Annotated in this window: 16 protein-coding genes; 9 read left to right on the top strand and 7 right to left on the bottom strand. The window is 72.9% G+C overall.

Features of this window, described 5'->3' with window-relative positions; genetic code table 11:
• Positions 1-168: 168 nt before the first annotated feature.
• The 6 genes from ACIO9K_RS15720 to ACIO9K_RS15695 form a co-directional block, all read right to left on the bottom strand.
• A complete protein-coding gene (locus ACIO9K_RS15720; protein ID WP_363579960.1) occupies positions 169-1,113 on the bottom strand; it encodes a beta-ketoacyl-ACP synthase III in 945 nt (314 codons plus the stop codon).
• A 285-nt stretch (positions 1,114-1,398) separates the two neighbouring features.
• Positions 1,399-2,646, bottom strand: coding sequence for a L,D-transpeptidase family protein (locus tag ACIO9K_RS15715; RefSeq protein WP_363617861.1), 1,248 nt, complete (start codon positions 2,644-2,646; stop codon positions 1,399-1,401).
• Between the two features lie 111 nt (positions 2,647-2,757).
• Positions 2,758-3,921: an aminofutalosine synthase MqnE gene (gene mqnE, locus ACIO9K_RS15710; RefSeq protein WP_063348893.1), complete on the bottom strand. Its 1,164-nt coding sequence runs from the start codon at positions 3,919-3,921 to the stop codon at positions 2,758-2,760.
• A gap of 121 nt (positions 3,922-4,042) precedes the next feature.
• The gene (locus tag ACIO9K_RS15705; protein ID WP_363617859.1) at positions 4,043-5,050 is read right to left on the bottom strand and encodes a threonine/serine dehydratase; all 1,008 of its coding nucleotides are present in this window, start codon (positions 5,048-5,050) and stop codon (positions 4,043-4,045) included.
• A 3-nt stretch (positions 5,051-5,053) separates the two neighbouring features.
• Entirely contained in the window at positions 5,054-5,512 is a 459-nt protein-coding gene (locus tag ACIO9K_RS15700; RefSeq protein ID WP_063348891.1) for an Lrp/AsnC family transcriptional regulator, read from the bottom strand.
• Positions 5,513-5,631: 119 nt separating this feature from the next.
• Complete coding sequence (locus tag ACIO9K_RS15695; RefSeq protein ID WP_350878478.1) at positions 5,632-6,306, bottom strand: UbiX family flavin prenyltransferase; 675 nt, start codon at positions 6,304-6,306, stop codon at positions 5,632-5,634.
• A 66-nt stretch (positions 6,307-6,372) separates the two neighbouring features.
• Here ACIO9K_RS15695 and ACIO9K_RS15690 point away from each other — a divergent pair, with 66 nt between their 5' ends.
• The 3 genes from ACIO9K_RS15690 (at position 6,373) to ACIO9K_RS15680 (ending at position 10,264) form a co-directional block, all read left to right on the top strand.
• Positions 6,373-7,116, top strand: a complete 744-nt coding sequence (locus tag ACIO9K_RS15690) for a cyclase family protein (RefSeq protein ID WP_400330187.1) — start codon at positions 6,373-6,375, stop codon at positions 7,114-7,116.
• 128 nt (positions 7,117-7,244) lie between these two features.
• The gene (locus ACIO9K_RS15685; RefSeq protein WP_400330184.1) at positions 7,245-7,955 is read left to right on the top strand and encodes an MOSC domain-containing protein; all 711 of its coding nucleotides are present in this window, start codon (positions 7,245-7,247) and stop codon (positions 7,953-7,955) included.
• A gap of 248 nt (positions 7,956-8,203) precedes the next feature.
• Entirely contained in the window at positions 8,204-10,264 is a 2,061-nt protein-coding gene (locus ACIO9K_RS15680) for a hypothetical protein (RefSeq protein ID WP_400330181.1), read from the top strand.
• A gap of 113 nt (positions 10,265-10,377) precedes the next feature.
• On the opposite strand, the gene ACIO9K_RS15675 is transcribed toward ACIO9K_RS15680, so the two are convergent.
• The gene (locus tag ACIO9K_RS15675; RefSeq protein WP_350878474.1) at positions 10,378-11,151 is read right to left on the bottom strand and encodes a TetR/AcrR family transcriptional regulator; all 774 of its coding nucleotides are present in this window, start codon (positions 11,149-11,151) and stop codon (positions 10,378-10,380) included.
• 102 nt (positions 11,152-11,253) lie between these two features.
• On the opposite strand from ACIO9K_RS15675, the gene ACIO9K_RS15670 reads away from it, so the two are divergent.
• The 6 genes from ACIO9K_RS15670 (at position 11,254) to ACIO9K_RS15645 (ending at position 15,453) form a co-directional block, all read left to right on the top strand.
• Positions 11,254-12,480 carry an FAD-dependent oxidoreductase gene (locus ACIO9K_RS15670; RefSeq protein WP_400330178.1) on the top strand — a complete coding sequence of 409 codons (1,227 nt, stop codon included), beginning with the start codon at positions 11,254-11,256 and terminating at the stop codon, positions 12,478-12,480.
• Between the two features lie 65 nt (positions 12,481-12,545).
• Positions 12,546-13,301, top strand: a complete 756-nt coding sequence (locus ACIO9K_RS15665) for an alpha/beta hydrolase (RefSeq protein ID WP_363579953.1) — start codon at positions 12,546-12,548, stop codon at positions 13,299-13,301.
• Between the two features lie 116 nt (positions 13,302-13,417).
• The gene (gene gcvH, locus ACIO9K_RS15660) at positions 13,418-13,813 is read left to right on the top strand and encodes a glycine cleavage system protein GcvH (protein WP_400330175.1); all 396 of its coding nucleotides are present in this window, start codon (positions 13,418-13,420) and stop codon (positions 13,811-13,813) included.
• Between the two features lie 207 nt (positions 13,814-14,020).
• Entirely contained in the window at positions 14,021-14,812 is a 792-nt protein-coding gene (locus ACIO9K_RS15655) for a hypothetical protein (protein WP_400330172.1), read from the top strand.
• A 36-nt stretch (positions 14,813-14,848) separates the two neighbouring features.
• Positions 14,849-15,199 carry a hypothetical protein gene (locus tag ACIO9K_RS15650; RefSeq protein WP_363579950.1) on the top strand — a complete coding sequence of 117 codons (351 nt, stop codon included), beginning with the start codon at positions 14,849-14,851 and terminating at the stop codon, positions 15,197-15,199.
• On the top strand, positions 15,196-15,453 hold the full coding sequence (locus ACIO9K_RS15645; RefSeq protein WP_400330169.1) for a hypothetical protein: 258 nt from the start codon (positions 15,196-15,198) through the stop codon (positions 15,451-15,453). Before ACIO9K_RS15650 ends, ACIO9K_RS15645 begins: the two co-directional genes overlap by 4 nt.
• Positions 15,454-15,498: the final 45 nt, after the last annotated feature.

The raw sequence follows: 15,498 nt of genomic DNA, 5'->3' as shown, positions 1-15,498 counted from the left end.
TGTCCGGGGTACGACGGACGGCGGCCGTGTCCTCGGGGGAGGTCCGCCGACGTACCGCACGCGCGCCAGACATGCCGGTGGGCGGGCACCCCTCACACAGGGTGCCCGCCCACCGGCATGTTCGCGTTGCGGCCCCTCAGGGGCCCTCGGACGCCCGGCTCCGCGCCGTCAGGGGCAGCGGACCACCTGGCCGGCGTAGGCGAGCCCGCCGCCGAAGCCGAAGAGCAGGACCGGGTCGCCCGGGGACAGCTCGCCGCGTTCGACCAGCTTGGAGAAGGCCAGCGGGATCGAGGCGGCCGAGGTGTTGCCGGAGTCGACCACGTCCCGGGCCACCACCGCGTCGGTGAGGCCCAGCTTGGCGGCGATCGAGTCGATGATCCGCAGGTTGGCCTGGTGCGGCACGAAGCCCTTCAGCTCCGACGGGTCGATCCCGGCCTGCTCGCAGGCCCGGCGCGCCAGCGGGGCGAGCTGGGTGGTGGCCCAGCGGAACACCGACTGGCCCTGCTGGCTGATCACCGGGTCCCAGCCGGTGATCACCACGGCGTCGCCCTTCTCCGGCTCGGAGCCCCAGACCACCGGGCCGATGCCGGGCTCGGCGCCGTCCTCCTGGGCCTCGACCACCGCGGCGCCCGCGCCGTCGCCGAAGATCACGCAGGTGGTGCGGTCGGTCCAGTCCAGCGTGTCGGACATCCGCTCGGCGCCGATCACCAGCGCGCGGCGGGCCGCGCCGGCCCGGATCGCGTGGTCGGCGGTGGCCAGGGCGTACGAGAAGCCGGAGCAGACCGTGTTGATGTCGTACGCGGCGGGCGCCCGGACGCCGAGCCGGGCGGCCACGGCGGCGGCGGTGTTGGGGCTGCGCTCGACCGCGGTGCAGGTGGCCACCACGATCAGGTCGATCTCGTCGGCCGTCCGGCCGCTCTTGGCGAGCGCCTTCTGCGCGGCCTCGGTGGCGAGGTCGACCAGGGTCTCGCCCTCGGCGATGTGCCGGGTTCTGACACCCACCCGGCTACGGATCCACTCGTCGTTGGTGTCGACGAGCGCCTCCAGGTCGTCGTTGGAGAGGACCTTGGGGGGCTGGTAGTGGCCGAGTGCCACAATGCGCGAACCGCTCATAGTGCCATGGAACCGGGTTACCCACTGGTCAGCGGGGCGCGCCCGGCTACAGGATCCGCCCCCGCGATCTGTAGGAGCCCGACAAGGGGCGTTGCGGCGACTGGCCTCCGGACGCGCCGGGGTCGACGCCGAGGCGGACGAGGGGGCGGGCACCGCCGCCGGTGACGGGCCCCGCACCGCCCGGAACGCCGCGCGGACACCGCCGGAACGCCGGTGTCGGGCCGGTGTCGGGCCGAGGGAAGGCCGGGGTCAGGCCAGGATCAGGCCGGGGCCGGAACGCCGGGGTCAGGCGGACAGCGAGGTGGCGTCGCCCATCACGATGACCGGGTGGGCCGCCGGGTCCAGGGTGCGGATCAGCTCGGCCATCTTGTCCTCGGGGATCGAGACGCAGCCGTGGGTGGGGCCGTCGTGGTCGACGTGGATCCAGATCCCGCCGCCCTTCTTCGCCCCCATCGGGCGGCGCGGGTCCAGCGGGGAGTTTCCGGGCACCCGGTTGTAGTTGATCGCGACCACGTAGTCGAAGGAGCCGGCCAGCTGGTCGCCGAAGAAGCCCGTCCCGGAGACCACGAAGCTCGGGTCCTTGTCGTACGGGAGCTTGCTGCCCGGGTCGGCCTTGCGGCCGCCCGCGTCGGTGAGCGCGAAGACGCCGATCGGGCTGCGCAGGTCGCCCTCGTTGTGGTCGGCGGTCCAGCCGTTGTTGCCGTTGTGGCCCTGCCAGGTCTCGCCGGCCAGCCAGCGGCCCCCGGGGGTGCGGGTCCACAGGGTGACGGTGTTCTTGTTGCCGTTCTTGTCCTGGCCGGAGGCGAGCACCACCTGGGTGGTCTCGGCGGGGATCTTCGCGACGAAGTCGGCGCCGAGGCCGGGTATCGCGGCGACCGAGCCGTCCGAACGGACCTGGCTGCGGTCGGCGGCCGGGGGCTGGGTCTGCCGGTCGGCGGCGGCCCGGGCGGCGGGCGCCGGCTGGTCGGGCGTGCTGACGCCCTCCGGGCCGGGGCCGTCGGCGGCCGCGGCGACGGGCTTGGCGTCGTCCTGGCCGACGGTGTACCAGCCGGCGGTGGCCGCGACCAGCAGCGCGGTGCCGGCCATCACCGCCTTGCCGTGGCGCTTCTTCTTCGCCTTCCGGCGGTGACCCCGGGCGGCCGCCCGGGCGCCCACGGGGACCGCGGCGGGCGGGGGCGTGGGCTGCCGGACGGGCTCCGGCTCGAACGCGTACACCGGCTCGGCGTCGTACACCGACTCGGGGGCGTACACCGGCTCGGCGTCGTACGCCGGCCCGGGGGCGTACACCGGCTCGGGGGCGACGAGCGGGTCGGGCCCGGCGGCGTACGGCTGGGACGGCTGGAACGGCTGCTCGTACGCCTCGAAGTACCCGTCAGGGGCCTGCGGGAGCTGCCCGTACTCGCCGTAGTGGTCCTGCCGGACGGGCTGCTGGTACGGCTCACCCGCCCCGTACGGCTGCTGCGGCGCCCCGTACACCGGCTCCGGTATCGGCTCGTACGACGGGTACGTGGTGGCGCGATGAGAACCGGACATACCGCCGATCCTGCCAAACGGTGTACCGGTTGGTAAACCCGGGGCAGGTGCGGGGGCGGTGAAGAAACGCCGCCGCCCGGGCCGGGGCCCGGGCGGCGGGGAGGTCGACGGTCAGAGGCGCATCGCCTGCGGGGCCTCACGGCGCCCCAGGTCCGGGCCCTCGTACTCGCGGATGATCTCGTAGCGGGTGTTGCGCTCGACCGGGCGGAAGCCGGCGTCGCGGATCAGGTCGAGCAGGTCGTCGCGGCCCAGCTTGTTCGGGGTGCCGAAGTTGTCCGCGTCGTGGGTGATCTTGTACTCGACCACCGAGCCGTCCATGTCGTCCGCGCCGTGGCTGAGCGCCAGCTGGGCGGTGGTGACGCCGTGCATCACCCAGAAGACCTTGACGTGCGGGACGTTGTCGAAGAGCAGCCGGGAGACCGCGAAGGTCTTCAGCGCCTCGGCGCCGGTGGCCATCTCGGTGCGGGCCATCAGCTTGTTGCGCACGACGCCGTCCTTGGAGTCGTGGAAGTCGTGCTGGTAGCGCAGCGGGATGAAGACCTGGAAGCCGCCGGTCTCGTCCTGCAGCTCGCGCAGCCGCAGCACGTGGTCCACCCGGTGGCGGGGCTCCTCGATGTGGCCGTACAGCATGGTGGCCGGCGTCTTGAGGCCCTTGCTGTGGGCGAGGCGGTGGATCCGCGACCAGTCCTCCCAGTGGGTGTCGTGGTCGACGATGTGCTGGCGGACCTCCCAGTCGAAGATCTCCGCGCCGCCGCCGGTCAGCGACTCCAGGCCGGCGTCGATCAGCTCGTCCAGGATCTCGTCGGCGGGCAGGCCGCTGATCTTCTCGAACCAGTGGATCTCGGTGGCGGTGAAGGCCTTCAGCGAGACGTTCGGCAGGGCCGCCTTGAGCTCCCGCAGCGAGCGCGGGTAGTAGCGCCAGGGCAGGGTCGGGTGCAGGCCGTTGACGATGTGCAGCTCGGTGAGGGAGTCGACCTCCATCGCCTTGGCGAGCCGGACGGCCTCCTCGATGCGCATCGTGTAGGCGTCCTTCTCGCCCGGCTTGCGCTGGAACGAGCAGTACGCGCAGGACGCGCTGCACACGTTGGTCATGTTGAGGTGGCGGTTGACGTTGAAGTGGACGACGTCGCCGTTCTTCCGCGTCCGCACGTGGTGGGCCAGACCGCCCAGCCAGGCCAGGTCGTCGCTCTCGTAGAGCGCGATCCCGTCCTCGCGGGTCAGCCGCTCACCCGCGTAGACCTTCGCCTCCAGCTCGCGCTTCAGCCCTGCGTCCATGCGGTGCCCCGCCTCCTCCGACTTCGATTCCTTGCCGGACCGAGCGTACGTCACTCGTCCGCTCGCCCCCGGGCCGCTCCGACCCGGTGCCGACGCTCCTCGCTCCGGCGCTCCTGCCGCGCTAGTCGCTCGTCGCTTTCGGCACCGGCGCGCCCTTCGGCCCGGGACGGTCCGACAGCAGCTCAGCGAGCAGCACAGGGTCGATGTTGCCACCACTGACCACGGCCGCGACCGTCCGGCCCCCGGTCTCGGCGGCGCGGTGGAAGTAGGCCGCCGGGGCGACCGCGCCGGAGGGCTCGGCGACCAGCCGGCCGCGACGGGCCAGCAGGGCGACGGTGGCGCGGATCTCGTCCTCGGTGACGGTGACGATGTCGTCCACGTACGCGGTCAGGTGCTCGAAGGGAAGCTCGCCGACCGACGGGGTGCGCAGGCCGTCCGCGATGGTCCGGTAGGTGTCGGCGACCGGCCAGGCCAGCCGGCGGCCGGCCCGGAAGCTGGCCTGGGCGTCGGCGGCCAGCTCCGGTTCCACGCCGATCACCCGGATGCCCGGGCGGGTGAGCTTGAGCGCGGCCGCCGTCCCGGAGATCAGGCCGCCGCCGCTGACCGGCACCAGGACGGTGTCCAGCCCGGCCGGGGCGTCCTCGGCGATCTCCAGGCCGACCGTGCCCTGGCCCGCGATGATGAACGGGTCGTCGTACGGCGGCACCCAGACGTAGCCGTGCCGCTCGGCCAGCTCGGCGGGCAGGGTGTCCCGCTCCTCCGGCGACACCAGGACCACCTCGGCGCCGAACCCCCGGGTGGACTCCACCTTCACCGCCGGCGAGGTGTCCGGCATCACGATCACGGCCTTGACGCCGAGCAGCGCCGCCGCGTACGCCACCGCCTGCGCGTGGTTGCCGCTCGACTGGGCGACCACGCCGCGGGCCCGCTCGGCCTCGGTGAGCGCGGCCAGCCGGTTGTACGCGCCGCGGGTCTTGAAGGCCCCGGTCGGCTGGAGGTTCTCGGGCTTCAGCCAGAGCCGGCGCTCCCCCTCGTCCGCCCACGGGGCGGGAACCAGCGGGGTGCGCACGGCCACCCCCGCGATCCGCTGCCGAGCGGCGCGCAGCTCCTCCAGACCGACCAGTGCCATCCGTCACTCTCCTTCGGGAGGGAGTTCGCTCACCCGGTTCTCCCACTTCGTGGAGAGTACGACGGTGGTGCGGGTGCGGGCCACGCCTTTCGTGCCCGAGATCCGCTTGACCACCGACTCCAGGCCCGCCACGTCGGCCACCCGGACCTTGAGCATGTAGGAGTCGTCACCCGCGATGAACCAGCAGTCCTCGACCTCGTTGAGGTCCTTGAGCCGGTGCGCGACGTCCTCGTGATCGGCGGCGTCGGTCAGCTGAAGGCCGATCAGGGCCGTGACGCCGAAGCCGAGCGAGGCCGGATTGACCGTCGCGCGGTAGCCGGTGATGACGCCGGCCTGCTCCAGTCGGTTGATCCGGTCCGTGACGCTCGGGCCGGAGAGTCCGACCAGCCGGCCCAGCTCGGCGTAGGACGCGCGGCCGTTCTCCCGGAGCGCCTGGATGAGCTGTCTGTCCACCGTGTCCATATACCGTCCGCGTCCTTCCGAACCTCACCAGACCCACAGATCATTATCCGGATTCCAAGGCGCCATGCGCGGAACAACCCGGATATCGCAGAGAAGATACTCTCCCGCCCCCGGCCTCCTCACTCCCCCTCAGTCGACACGCTGCCGTTCTCGTCGGCCCGGCGGGCCGCCGCCCCCAACTCCCCTTCCCAGCGCAGGTACAGGGAATGCGGGACGCCGACCGCGTCCAGCACCCGGCCGGCCACGAAGTCGACGAGTTCCCGCACGGTCGAGCCGCCGGCGTAGAAACCGGGCGAGGCGGGGAGGACGACGGCGCCCTGCGCGTCGAGCTCCACCAGGTGCTTCAACGTCACCCCGTTGAGTGGCGTCTCGCGCACGCACACGACCAGCGGGCGGCGCTCCTTGAGGGTGACGCTGGCCACCCGCTGCAGCAGGTCCTTGCTCAGGCCGAGCGCGATCCCGGCCACCGCGCCGGTGGTCGCGGGCACCACCAGCATGCCCTTGGCCGGGTACGAGCCGCTGGACGGGCCGGCCGCGAAGTCCCCGGCGGGCCAGTAGCGGACGTCGTCCAGGCCCTCGTCGGAGCCCAGCCAGGCGGCCAGGTCGGCGCGCCAGTGGGCGTCCCGGAAGGAGATGCCGGTCTCGTCGAGGATGGTGAGCCGGGCGGCTCGGCTGACGATCAGGTCCACCGGCTCCCCGGCGGCGAGCAGCGCCCGGATCACCGAGGCGGCGTACGGCGTCCCCGACGCACCAGAGACCCCGACCACCCACGGCTGACGCTTGACTGTTCCCATGTCCCATTTCTATCCGGACTCACCCGGTCGGGCCTCATCCGCGGGCTCCCCTGGAAGGATGGGGGCATGGCAGCGACCCTCGTCGACCTCACCCATCAGGTGACCACCGCGATGCCGGTCTACCCCGGCGATCCGGCCGTCCTGTTGGAGCCCGCGCTCACCACCGCCACCGCCGGGGTGAACGTGCTGGCCCTGCACCTCGGCTCGCAGTCCGGGACGCACGTGGACGCGCCGTACCACGTGGACGTCACCTGGCCGACCCTGGACGGGCTGCCGCTGGAGCGGTTCACCGGCCCCGCGGTGCTCGCCGACCTGCGCGGGCTGGAGCCCCGGGCCGCCGTCACCCCCGAGCTGCTCGCGCCCGCCCTGGCGCGCGTCGGCGAGGGGTCCGTCCTGCTGCTCGCCACCGGCTGGGCCCGGCACTGGGGCACCGACGCCTACCTCGCGCACCCCAGCCTGACCGCGGCCGCCGCCGAGGCGATCATCGCCACCGGGGTGCGGACCGTCGGGGTGGACGCGCTGAGCGTCGACCCCACCCCCGACCCGGGCCCGGGCGACCCGGCGGTCGCCGCGCTGCTCGCGGACCTCACCGACGAGCACGACCAGCCCGGCGCCGACGAGCCGACCCTCGCCGCGCACCGGGTGCTGCTGGGGGCGCCCGGCGGCGGGGTGATCGCCGAGAACCTGACCGATCTGCGGGCGCTGCTGGACGCCCAGGAGGCCGGGCGGCCGGTCGAGGTGTCACTGTTCCCGCTGCGGCTGGCGGCGGCGGACGGTGCGCCGGTCCGGGCGGTGGCCCGGCTGGGCTAGGACGTGTCTCCAAGCCCCCGCCCGCGCGCCGACGGGGGTTCGAAGACACGCCCTGGGCCGCTCCGGCCAGTCGCCGCACGGGACTTGGTCTAGACCATCCCCCGGCGCCGCCGCTACGCTGTCCGCCCATGGCAGAGATCATCGGAGTGATCGAGCGACTCTGGCGCTACCCCGTGAAGTCCACCGGCGGCGAACGGCTCGACTCCGTCGAGGTGGACGAGCGCGGCCTGGCCGGCGACCGCCTCTACGCCGTCCGCGACGCGGACGGCAAGCTCGGCTCGGGCAAGAACACCCGCCGCTTCCGCCGGATGGACGGCCTGCTCCGCCTCTCCGCCCGCCTCGGCCACCGGATCGACGGCCCCGAACTGTTCGACCCGCTCGGCCGCCCGGTCGCCGACCCGGCCGCGTTCCTGCGCGCCTACCTCCAGCGCGAGGACGTCGAACTCGCCCGCGAGGACGCCGTCTCCCACTTCGACCAGCTGCCGGTCAGCGTGCTCACCACCGCCACCCTGGACTGGGTCCGCGAGGCCGCCCCCTTCACGGTGGTCGACGAGCGCCGGTTCCGCCCCAACATCCTGCTGCGGACGCCCCCGGGCACCCCGCCCTTCGTCGAGGACCGCTGGTTCGGCCGGGAGGGCCACGGCGGCACCGGCGCCCGCCTCGCCTTCGTCCGCTCCAGCGAGCGCTGCGCGATGACCGGCGCCCCGCAGCCGGGGCTGCCGCACGCCCCCGAGATCCTCAAGGCGATCGTGCACGCCCACGACGGCCGGCTCGACGCCCTCGCCGAGGTCGCCGCCCCCGGGCGGCTGAGCGTGGGCGACGAGCTCGCGCTGCACTGAGACCGGCGGGAGCCGGGGAGAAGAACCGCAGGTCAGGGCGGTCTCAGAGATTTTCGAAAAAACTTCTGGATCAGCTGCAACCCCAGCGGCCGCCGCACGTCTATGTCAGTGAGAGGCGGGGAAGCCCGCCGAACCCGGACCGCGAGAGGCGCTGGGGGCGACGCCCTCGAACTTCGGGTCCGACTTCCACCACATGTACCGGCCGGCGGCTGAAATACCGACGGCAGAAAACCCCGGGGGGTATTTCCTTGTCTGCTGTCCGCGCCCGTCGTTCCCGCTCCACCGTCCTCACCGCCGCCACCCTCGGCGTGCTGCTGGCCACCGGCGCGGTGCTTTCCTCCCCGGCCGCGTACGCTTCCCAGGCGCCGGCCGCCGCCACCGCCCCCGCAGAGGGCACCGCGACCGCCCCCGCCGCGCCGGCCACGGCCGACAAACCGTCGTTGAAGGTCAACGCGCCGGCGACGGTCGGCCGCGGCGGACAGCCGGTCGAGTTCACCGAGACCATCACGAACCCCGGCACCACCGAGGCCTCGTTCACCCTGAGGATCGGCACGAGCGGCGCGGGCCCCATCGCGACGCACGCCATCAAGGTCGACTACCGCGACGCGGACGGCACCTGGAAGCCCGTCGCCGACACCGTCCCCGGCCTGACCGTCGCCGCCGGCGCCACCAGGACCGTCCAGCTGCGCCTCACCACCGAGCTCGCCGCCTACTGGTCCAACCAGGACTCGACCGTCACGCTCAGCTCCGCCGTCCTCGACGCGACCGGCACCACCGTCCTCGACGGGAGCACCGACCAGGTCGCGGCCAAGGCCCTCACCGTGCAGGTCAAGGACGCGCCGACCACCGCCGTCGCCGGCGGCGCCCCGGTCGAGTTCGACGTCACCGTGACCAACCCCAGCGCCTCCCGCTACACCACCGTCGACAAGGTCGTGGAGGCGGACAAGCACAGCACGCTCCAGGTGCGGAAGGCCGACGGCACCTGGGAGAACATCACCGGCACCCCCAGCAGCCAGCCGGGCTCCGACCGGGTCACGTACCACCTCACCGACGACAGGACCATCGCCGCCGGCAGCAGCGACACCCGGCACGTCCGCTTCGCGTTCACCGCCGACGCCCCGCTCGGCACGGCCTACATCCACCCGTGGGCGATGGTCGACCAGGGCAGCGGGGCCATGCAGGCGATCGTCGGCCCCCAGTTCGTCGCGATCGACGTCACCGCCGCCCCGGCCACCGCCAAGCCGGCGCTGACCGTCCAGGAGCCGTCCTCGATCGGGTTCGGCGGCGAGCCCGTCGAGTTCTCCGAGACCGTCACCAACCCGGGCACCGCCGAGGCCCCGTTCACCCTGAAGCTCAACGTGAGCAACGTGCACGCCCGGGTGCGCGACGCGTTCGCCATCGAGTACCGCGACGCCGACGGCACCTGGAAGCCGGTCGAGCTGACCTTCGAGCAGAGCGACAGGACCTTCAACTTCAGCGGCAAGGTCACCGGCCTGACCGTCCCCGCCGGCGCCACCAGGACCGTCCAGCTGCGGCTCGCCGCCGTGGGCAACAACGACGCGGGCGGCTACAACCAGCCGACCAAGCTCTACTCCGCCGTCGTCGACCCGGCGGCCGAGGACACCGTGCTCGCCGAGGCCACCAAGGACGTCGCGGTGAAGTCGCTGGCCGTCCAGCTCAGGAACGCGCCGACCACCGCCGTCGTCGGCGGCGCCCCGGTCGAGTTCGACGTCACCGTCGACAACCCCAGCGCCTCCCGGTTCGGCAAGCTCGCCACCATCCTGTGGGTCGACCCGCACAGCGTCCTGGAGATGCAGAAGGCCGACGGCGCCTGGGAGACCGTGCCCGGCACCCCGGGCCCCCAGTCCGGCGGCCCCGCCCGCTACCTCCTCAGCGGCGACGGCCTCGCGGCAGGCGCGACCATCACCAAGCACGTCCGCCTCGCCTACACCGCCGAGGCCAAGGTCGGCCAGACCTTCGTCAACCCGTCCGCCCTCATCAACGAGGGCACCGCCCACGCCGCCGACGCGGGCCCGCAGGGCAGCGCGATCCAGCTCACCGCTGCGACCGCCGACACCTCCGGCGTCGACACCGGCCCCGTCATCCGGACCACCTACACCACCGGCACCGCCGACGAGACCGACACCACCGGCACCACGGGCACTACGGGCACCACCGCCCAGCTGGCGGGCGGCCAGCTCGCCCACACCGGGTCGGACGGCGTCATCAGGACCGCGGCGGGCGCCGCCGCCCTGCTCGTCAGCGGCATCGGCGCGCTCTTCGTCGCGCGCCGCCGCCGCAGCGCCTGACCACCCCCGTCCGAGCCCCGGCTCCCCGGCTCCGCCCGGCGAGCCGGGGCTCGGCGCTTTCCGGGGGACACGTCCCAGGGCCCAGGAACGGATCAGGCAGTCTCCCGGCGCCGCTACGGCAGGGCGACCGCCCGCAGGTAGGCCTCGGCGAAGAGGTCGATGGACTCCTCCAGCGAGGGCAGTCCGGCGCCGAGCACCGGTTCGTGGACCGGCCGCAGCAGGATGTGGTTGATCAGCGGGCCGAACAGCAGCTGGCCCAGCACCGGGAGCGGCAGCGGCCGCAGCCGTCCGGCCTCGACGTGCGGCAGCAGCAGCCGGCCGAGGCCGTCGAACAGTCGCGGCAGGTGGGCCGCCATCATCCGGGAGGCGGGGCCGTCCGGCCGGGCGAACAGGTCGGCGAAGACCGCCGGCATGACCCGGGGCCGACGGTCGAAGGCCGCGGCGAAGGCGCGGTGAAGTGCCCGGACGGTGTCCTCCAGGCACTCCGGCGGGTTCGCGGCGAGCGCTTCCAGGTCCGGCAGCGGGCCGTACTGGAGGAAGACGGCGGTGAGCAGGCCGTCCCGGCCCTCGAAGACGGTGTGCAGGCTGGGCAGCGAGCACTCGGCGCGGTCCGCCACGGCGTCCAGGGTGACCCCGCCCAGGCCGCGTTCGGCCACCAGCCCGGCCGCCGCCGCGATCGCGCGCTCCCGTACCGGCGGCCGTCCGCCCGGGTCGACGCCCGCCTGCCGGACCGCCTCGTCCAGCGGTGCCCGGCAGCCGCCGAGCCTGCGCAGCAGGGTACTGCGGGAGATTCCGGCCGTCGCGGCGATCGCCGTCAGCGGGACGTCCGCGACGTCCTGGCCCCGGTCCTTCGCCGCCGCGAGGGCGGCCGCCACCAGATCCTTCATGTGAAGCAGCATACTACTTGACACCTGAGACGGTTCCAGAGACTCTGTAAATGCAAGTTCCACACGGAAGGTGATCAACCGAGCACAGCAAGGGAGAGAGCCATGAGCGTCGTGATCTCCGGGGGCGGACCGGCCGGAATGATGTTGGGCCTGCTGCTGGCCCGGGCGGGTGTCGAGGTGACCGTGCTGGAGAAGCACGGGGACTTCCTGCGGGACTTCCGCGGCGACACCGTCCACGCCTCCACCGTGCGACTGATGGACGAACTCGGCCTCGGCCGGAAGTTCGCCGCGCTGCCGCAGAGCCGGCTCGGCAACCTGGTGGTGCCGGTGCCCGGCGTCGGCCAAGTCCCACTGAGCGCCTACGACCGACTGCCCGCGCCGTACAACTACATCGCGATGATGCCGCAGTGGGACCTGCTCAACTTCCTGGTCGAGGAAGCCCGGCAGGAACCCACCTTCACCCTGCGGATGAACACCGAGGCCACCGGGCTGATCCAGGAGAACGGCCGGGTGGCCGGCGTGCGCTACCGCACCCGGGACGGCGAGCAGGGCGAGCTCCGCGCCGACCTCACCGTCGGCACCGACGGCCGGCACTCGACCCTGCGCAAGGCGGCCGGCCTGGTGGCCGAGGAGTACCCGGTGCCCTTCGACGTCTGGTGGTTCCGCCTGCCCCGGCACGCGGAGGAGCAGGCCGCGCCGCCCAGCCTCGTCGCCGGCTTCGGCAACGGCGAACTGGCCCTCAGCATCGCCCGCGACGGCTACTTCCAGATCGCCTACTTCAAGCCCAAGGGCTCCGACCCGCAGCTGCGCGCCGAGGGCGTGGAGCGCTTCCGCGAGCGGATCGCCCGGCTGCTGCCCCAGTACGCCGACCGCGTCGACCAGTTGGCGGGCATGGACGACGTCCACATGCTCGACGCCCGGCTCAACCGGCTGGACCGCTGGTACACCGACGGCCTGCTGCTGATCGGCGACGCCGCCCACGCGATGTCCCCGGCCGGCGGGGTGGGCATCAACCTCGCCATCCAGGACGCCGTCGCGGCCGCCACCCTGCTCGCCGAGCCGCTGCTGCGCGGCCGCCCGACCACCGCCGCACTCGCCCGGGTGCAACGGCGGCGCCAGATGCCGACCGTGGTCATCCAGCGGCTGCAGCGGATCCTGCACGGCGTGATGTTCGCCCCGGCGCTCACCGGCCGGCGGTCCGGCCCGCCGATGGGATTCGCCGCGCTCGTCCGCCACGTCCCGGCGGTCCGGCTGGGCATCTCCCGCCTGATCGCCTTCGGCCCCCGCCCCGAACACGCCCCGGCCTTCGCCCGACGACCCCCGGCGTAGCCGGCCGCCGTACGGGCCGGAGACCGGCCGTTCGGGCGGGAGGCTTCCGGGGAAGGACCGAGGGCATGACGATCCCTCACCGCTCGACCGGCACCGGCGACCACCACGTCCTGGTCCTGCACGACTGGTTCGGCACCAGCGCGGGCTGGGGGCCCTTCCTCGACTACCTCGACGGCAGGGCCTTCAGCTACGCGTTCCTCGACTACCGGGGCTACGGGGAGCGCAAGGACGTCACCGGCTCCTACACGCTCGCCGAGATCGCCGCCGACACGCTCGCCCTGGCCGACCAACTCGGCTGGGACCGCTTCTCGCTGATCGGCCACTCGATGGGCGGCAAGGCCGCGCAGCAGGTGCTGGCCGAGGCGCCGCTGCGGGTGCGCAAGCTCGTCGGCCTGGCACCCGTCCCCGCCGGGGCCTACCCGCTGGACGCGGACGGCGAGGCGCTGTTCTACGGCGCCGCCGAGGACCGCGAGAAGCGGTACGCAATCCTCGACCTGGTCACCGGGCAGCGGGCGGGCCGGGTCTGGCTGGACCGCATGGTCGACCAGTCGCTCCGACTCTCCACGCCCGAGGCCTTCGGCGGGTACGTGCGGGACTGGGCGACGGCCGACCTGGAACGCCGCATCAGCGGAAACCCCGTCCCCGTCAAGGTGATCGTGGGCGCACACGACCTCGCCCTGACCGCCGACGTGATGCGCGGCACCTGGCTCGCCCACTACCCCAACGCCGAACTGGAGGAGCTCGGCGGCAGCGGCCACTACCCGATGTACGAGACGCCGGTGGCGCTGGCCACCTCACTGGAGTCCTTCCTGCACAACTGACACCCGCCTTCACCCGACCGGGTGCGCTTCGCGGTGAGGGGCGGGGACCTGTAGCAGGCTCCTCCGCATGACTGACGATCCGTCAGTGCAGTCACCTCGATCTCGCGGAGATCTCCATGGCCAACGTCCCGAAAGACCTCAAGTACACCAAGGACCACGAGTGGGTGCGGACCACCGGCAAGGACAAGGCCCAGGTGGGCATCACCGATTTCGCGCAGAAGCAGCTCGGTGACATCGTCTTCGTCGACATCCCCACCGGGGGAAAGCAGCTCGAATCCGACGAAGCGTTCGGCACGGTGGAGTCGGTCAAGTCGGTGAGCGAGCTCTTCATGCCGCTCACCGGAACGGTCACCGCGGTGAACGAGAGCCTGAGCGACGAGCCCGAGCTGATCAACACGGACCCGTACGGCGACGGCTGGATCGTCGAGCTCACCGCCACCAGGCCTGACGAGCTGAAGCAGCTGTTCACGGCCGCCCAGTACGAGGCCTTCATCTCCGACCGTTCGGAGTAGCCGCCCCGGGCCGAGCGCACAGGAAGTCGGACTCGCCGACTTCCTGTGCGCAGCCGGCACCCGGTCAGTCGGCGGAGGCCAGGGCGAGGTCGGTGCGCGAAGCACTCGGGGGCGCACGCGAGTTGGCGCGCGCCTGGTAGACGATGGCGCATGAACCGGAGACCCGCACGCATGGGGCGTCTCATACTTCTCGCCTACGTTCGAGACATGACAGAGAATCGAGTTGATGGCACGTCGCCTGTGCTGGCGGTCGGCGTCCCCGGAGCGGTCGAGCGACACGTCGGGCTGCAGCTCGCCGCCGCCGGGGTGCGGGTGCGGACGCTGACTCAGCGGGCCCTGCTCGACCCGGCATCGCTGGAGGCGGCGGTCCAGGGGGCGGGAGCGGTGCTGCTGGGGTGGCCGTTCCCCACGGCGGACGAGGCGGCGGACGCGGTGGGGGTGCTGGCCCGGGAGGTCGGGCGGGTCGTGCTCCTCTCCTCGCCGGCCGTCCGGGCCGAGGGCGAGGTGGAGGCGCTGCTCGCCGGGAGCGGGGTCCGGCACACGGTGCTGCGGGCGCACGGGTTCACCGCCGCGCTCCAGTGGGCGGAGGAGATCCGCTCCGGGGGCGCCGTGCAGGGCTACGGCGGCGCGGCCGGACTGAACCCGGTGGACGAGCGGGACATCGCGGCGGTCGCCGTCCGCGCCCTCACCGAGGACGGCCACGACGGCGCGCGCTATCTGCTCACCGGCCCGGAGTGCCCCACCCAGGCGGAACAGGTGGACATCATCGGCGAGGCCGCCGGCCGCCCGGTGAAGTGGCAGGAGATCCCCCGCGAGGCGGCCCGCCGCCGCATGTCCGCCACCGGCCGGCCCGGAGCGGTCGTCGACAGCGCACTGGACTTCATCCACGCCCGCATCACCACCCCGAACCCGGCCACCACGACGGTCCAGGACCTCACCGGCCACCCGCCCCGCAACTTCCGCACCTGGGCCACGGATCACGCCGCGCTGTTCCGCTGACCCGGCTAGGCTCGGACGAGACGAGAGGAGCGCCCTGTGAGCCAGCCGGTGTCGAATGGAACCGAACTCATCCCTCGGCCTGAGAAGACCCCCGCGGCGATCAAGGCCGCGCTCGCCGTGGTGGCTGCCGACCGGCTTCCGGAGATGGTGGAGGGGCAGACCAGAGCCATGGCGGCGGCCATCGAGGCAGGCAGCGTCAACCCGATCCGCGCGTTCGTTGCCCACTGGGCCACCGTGGTGGAGATCGAGCGGGTCCCGGCCACGGCGCAGACCTACCACCGGGAGAACTACCTGGCCAACCACGCCGCAACCGTTGAGGAGTGCCGCCGACACGCCACGGAGGTCGCCGTGCTGTACCGGTCCGCCTTCTCGGCGGTGAACGGGTGAGCTGGAGCTGGGAGTACCTGCCCAGCGAGGAGCACGTCACCGGCGGGGCACCGGCCGGTTTCCTCTCGGCAGTCGAGCAGAAGGCCGCCGAACTGGTTCGGGCAGCCGAAGCGCTCTACCTGGATGGCACCACGTACGAGGGCAGTGGCGAGCCCATGCAGTGCCTCGACGTCGCCGGAGGACTGATCACTTACTACATCGTCCCCCGACTCGAACTCGTCGTCGTCTGCCAGTTGACCCCGCCGCTCACCTGATCCAGGTCTCCCAAGGCGACAGGGTCCACGCAAGTGACTCCGCGG

Origin of the sequence: Kitasatospora sp. NPDC087271 (assembly GCF_044744605.1) — a bacterium.
Classification (GTDB): domain Bacteria; phylum Actinomycetota; class Actinomycetes; order Streptomycetales; family Streptomycetaceae; genus Kitasatospora.
This window is presented reverse-complemented; position numbering and strand designations above follow the sequence as displayed.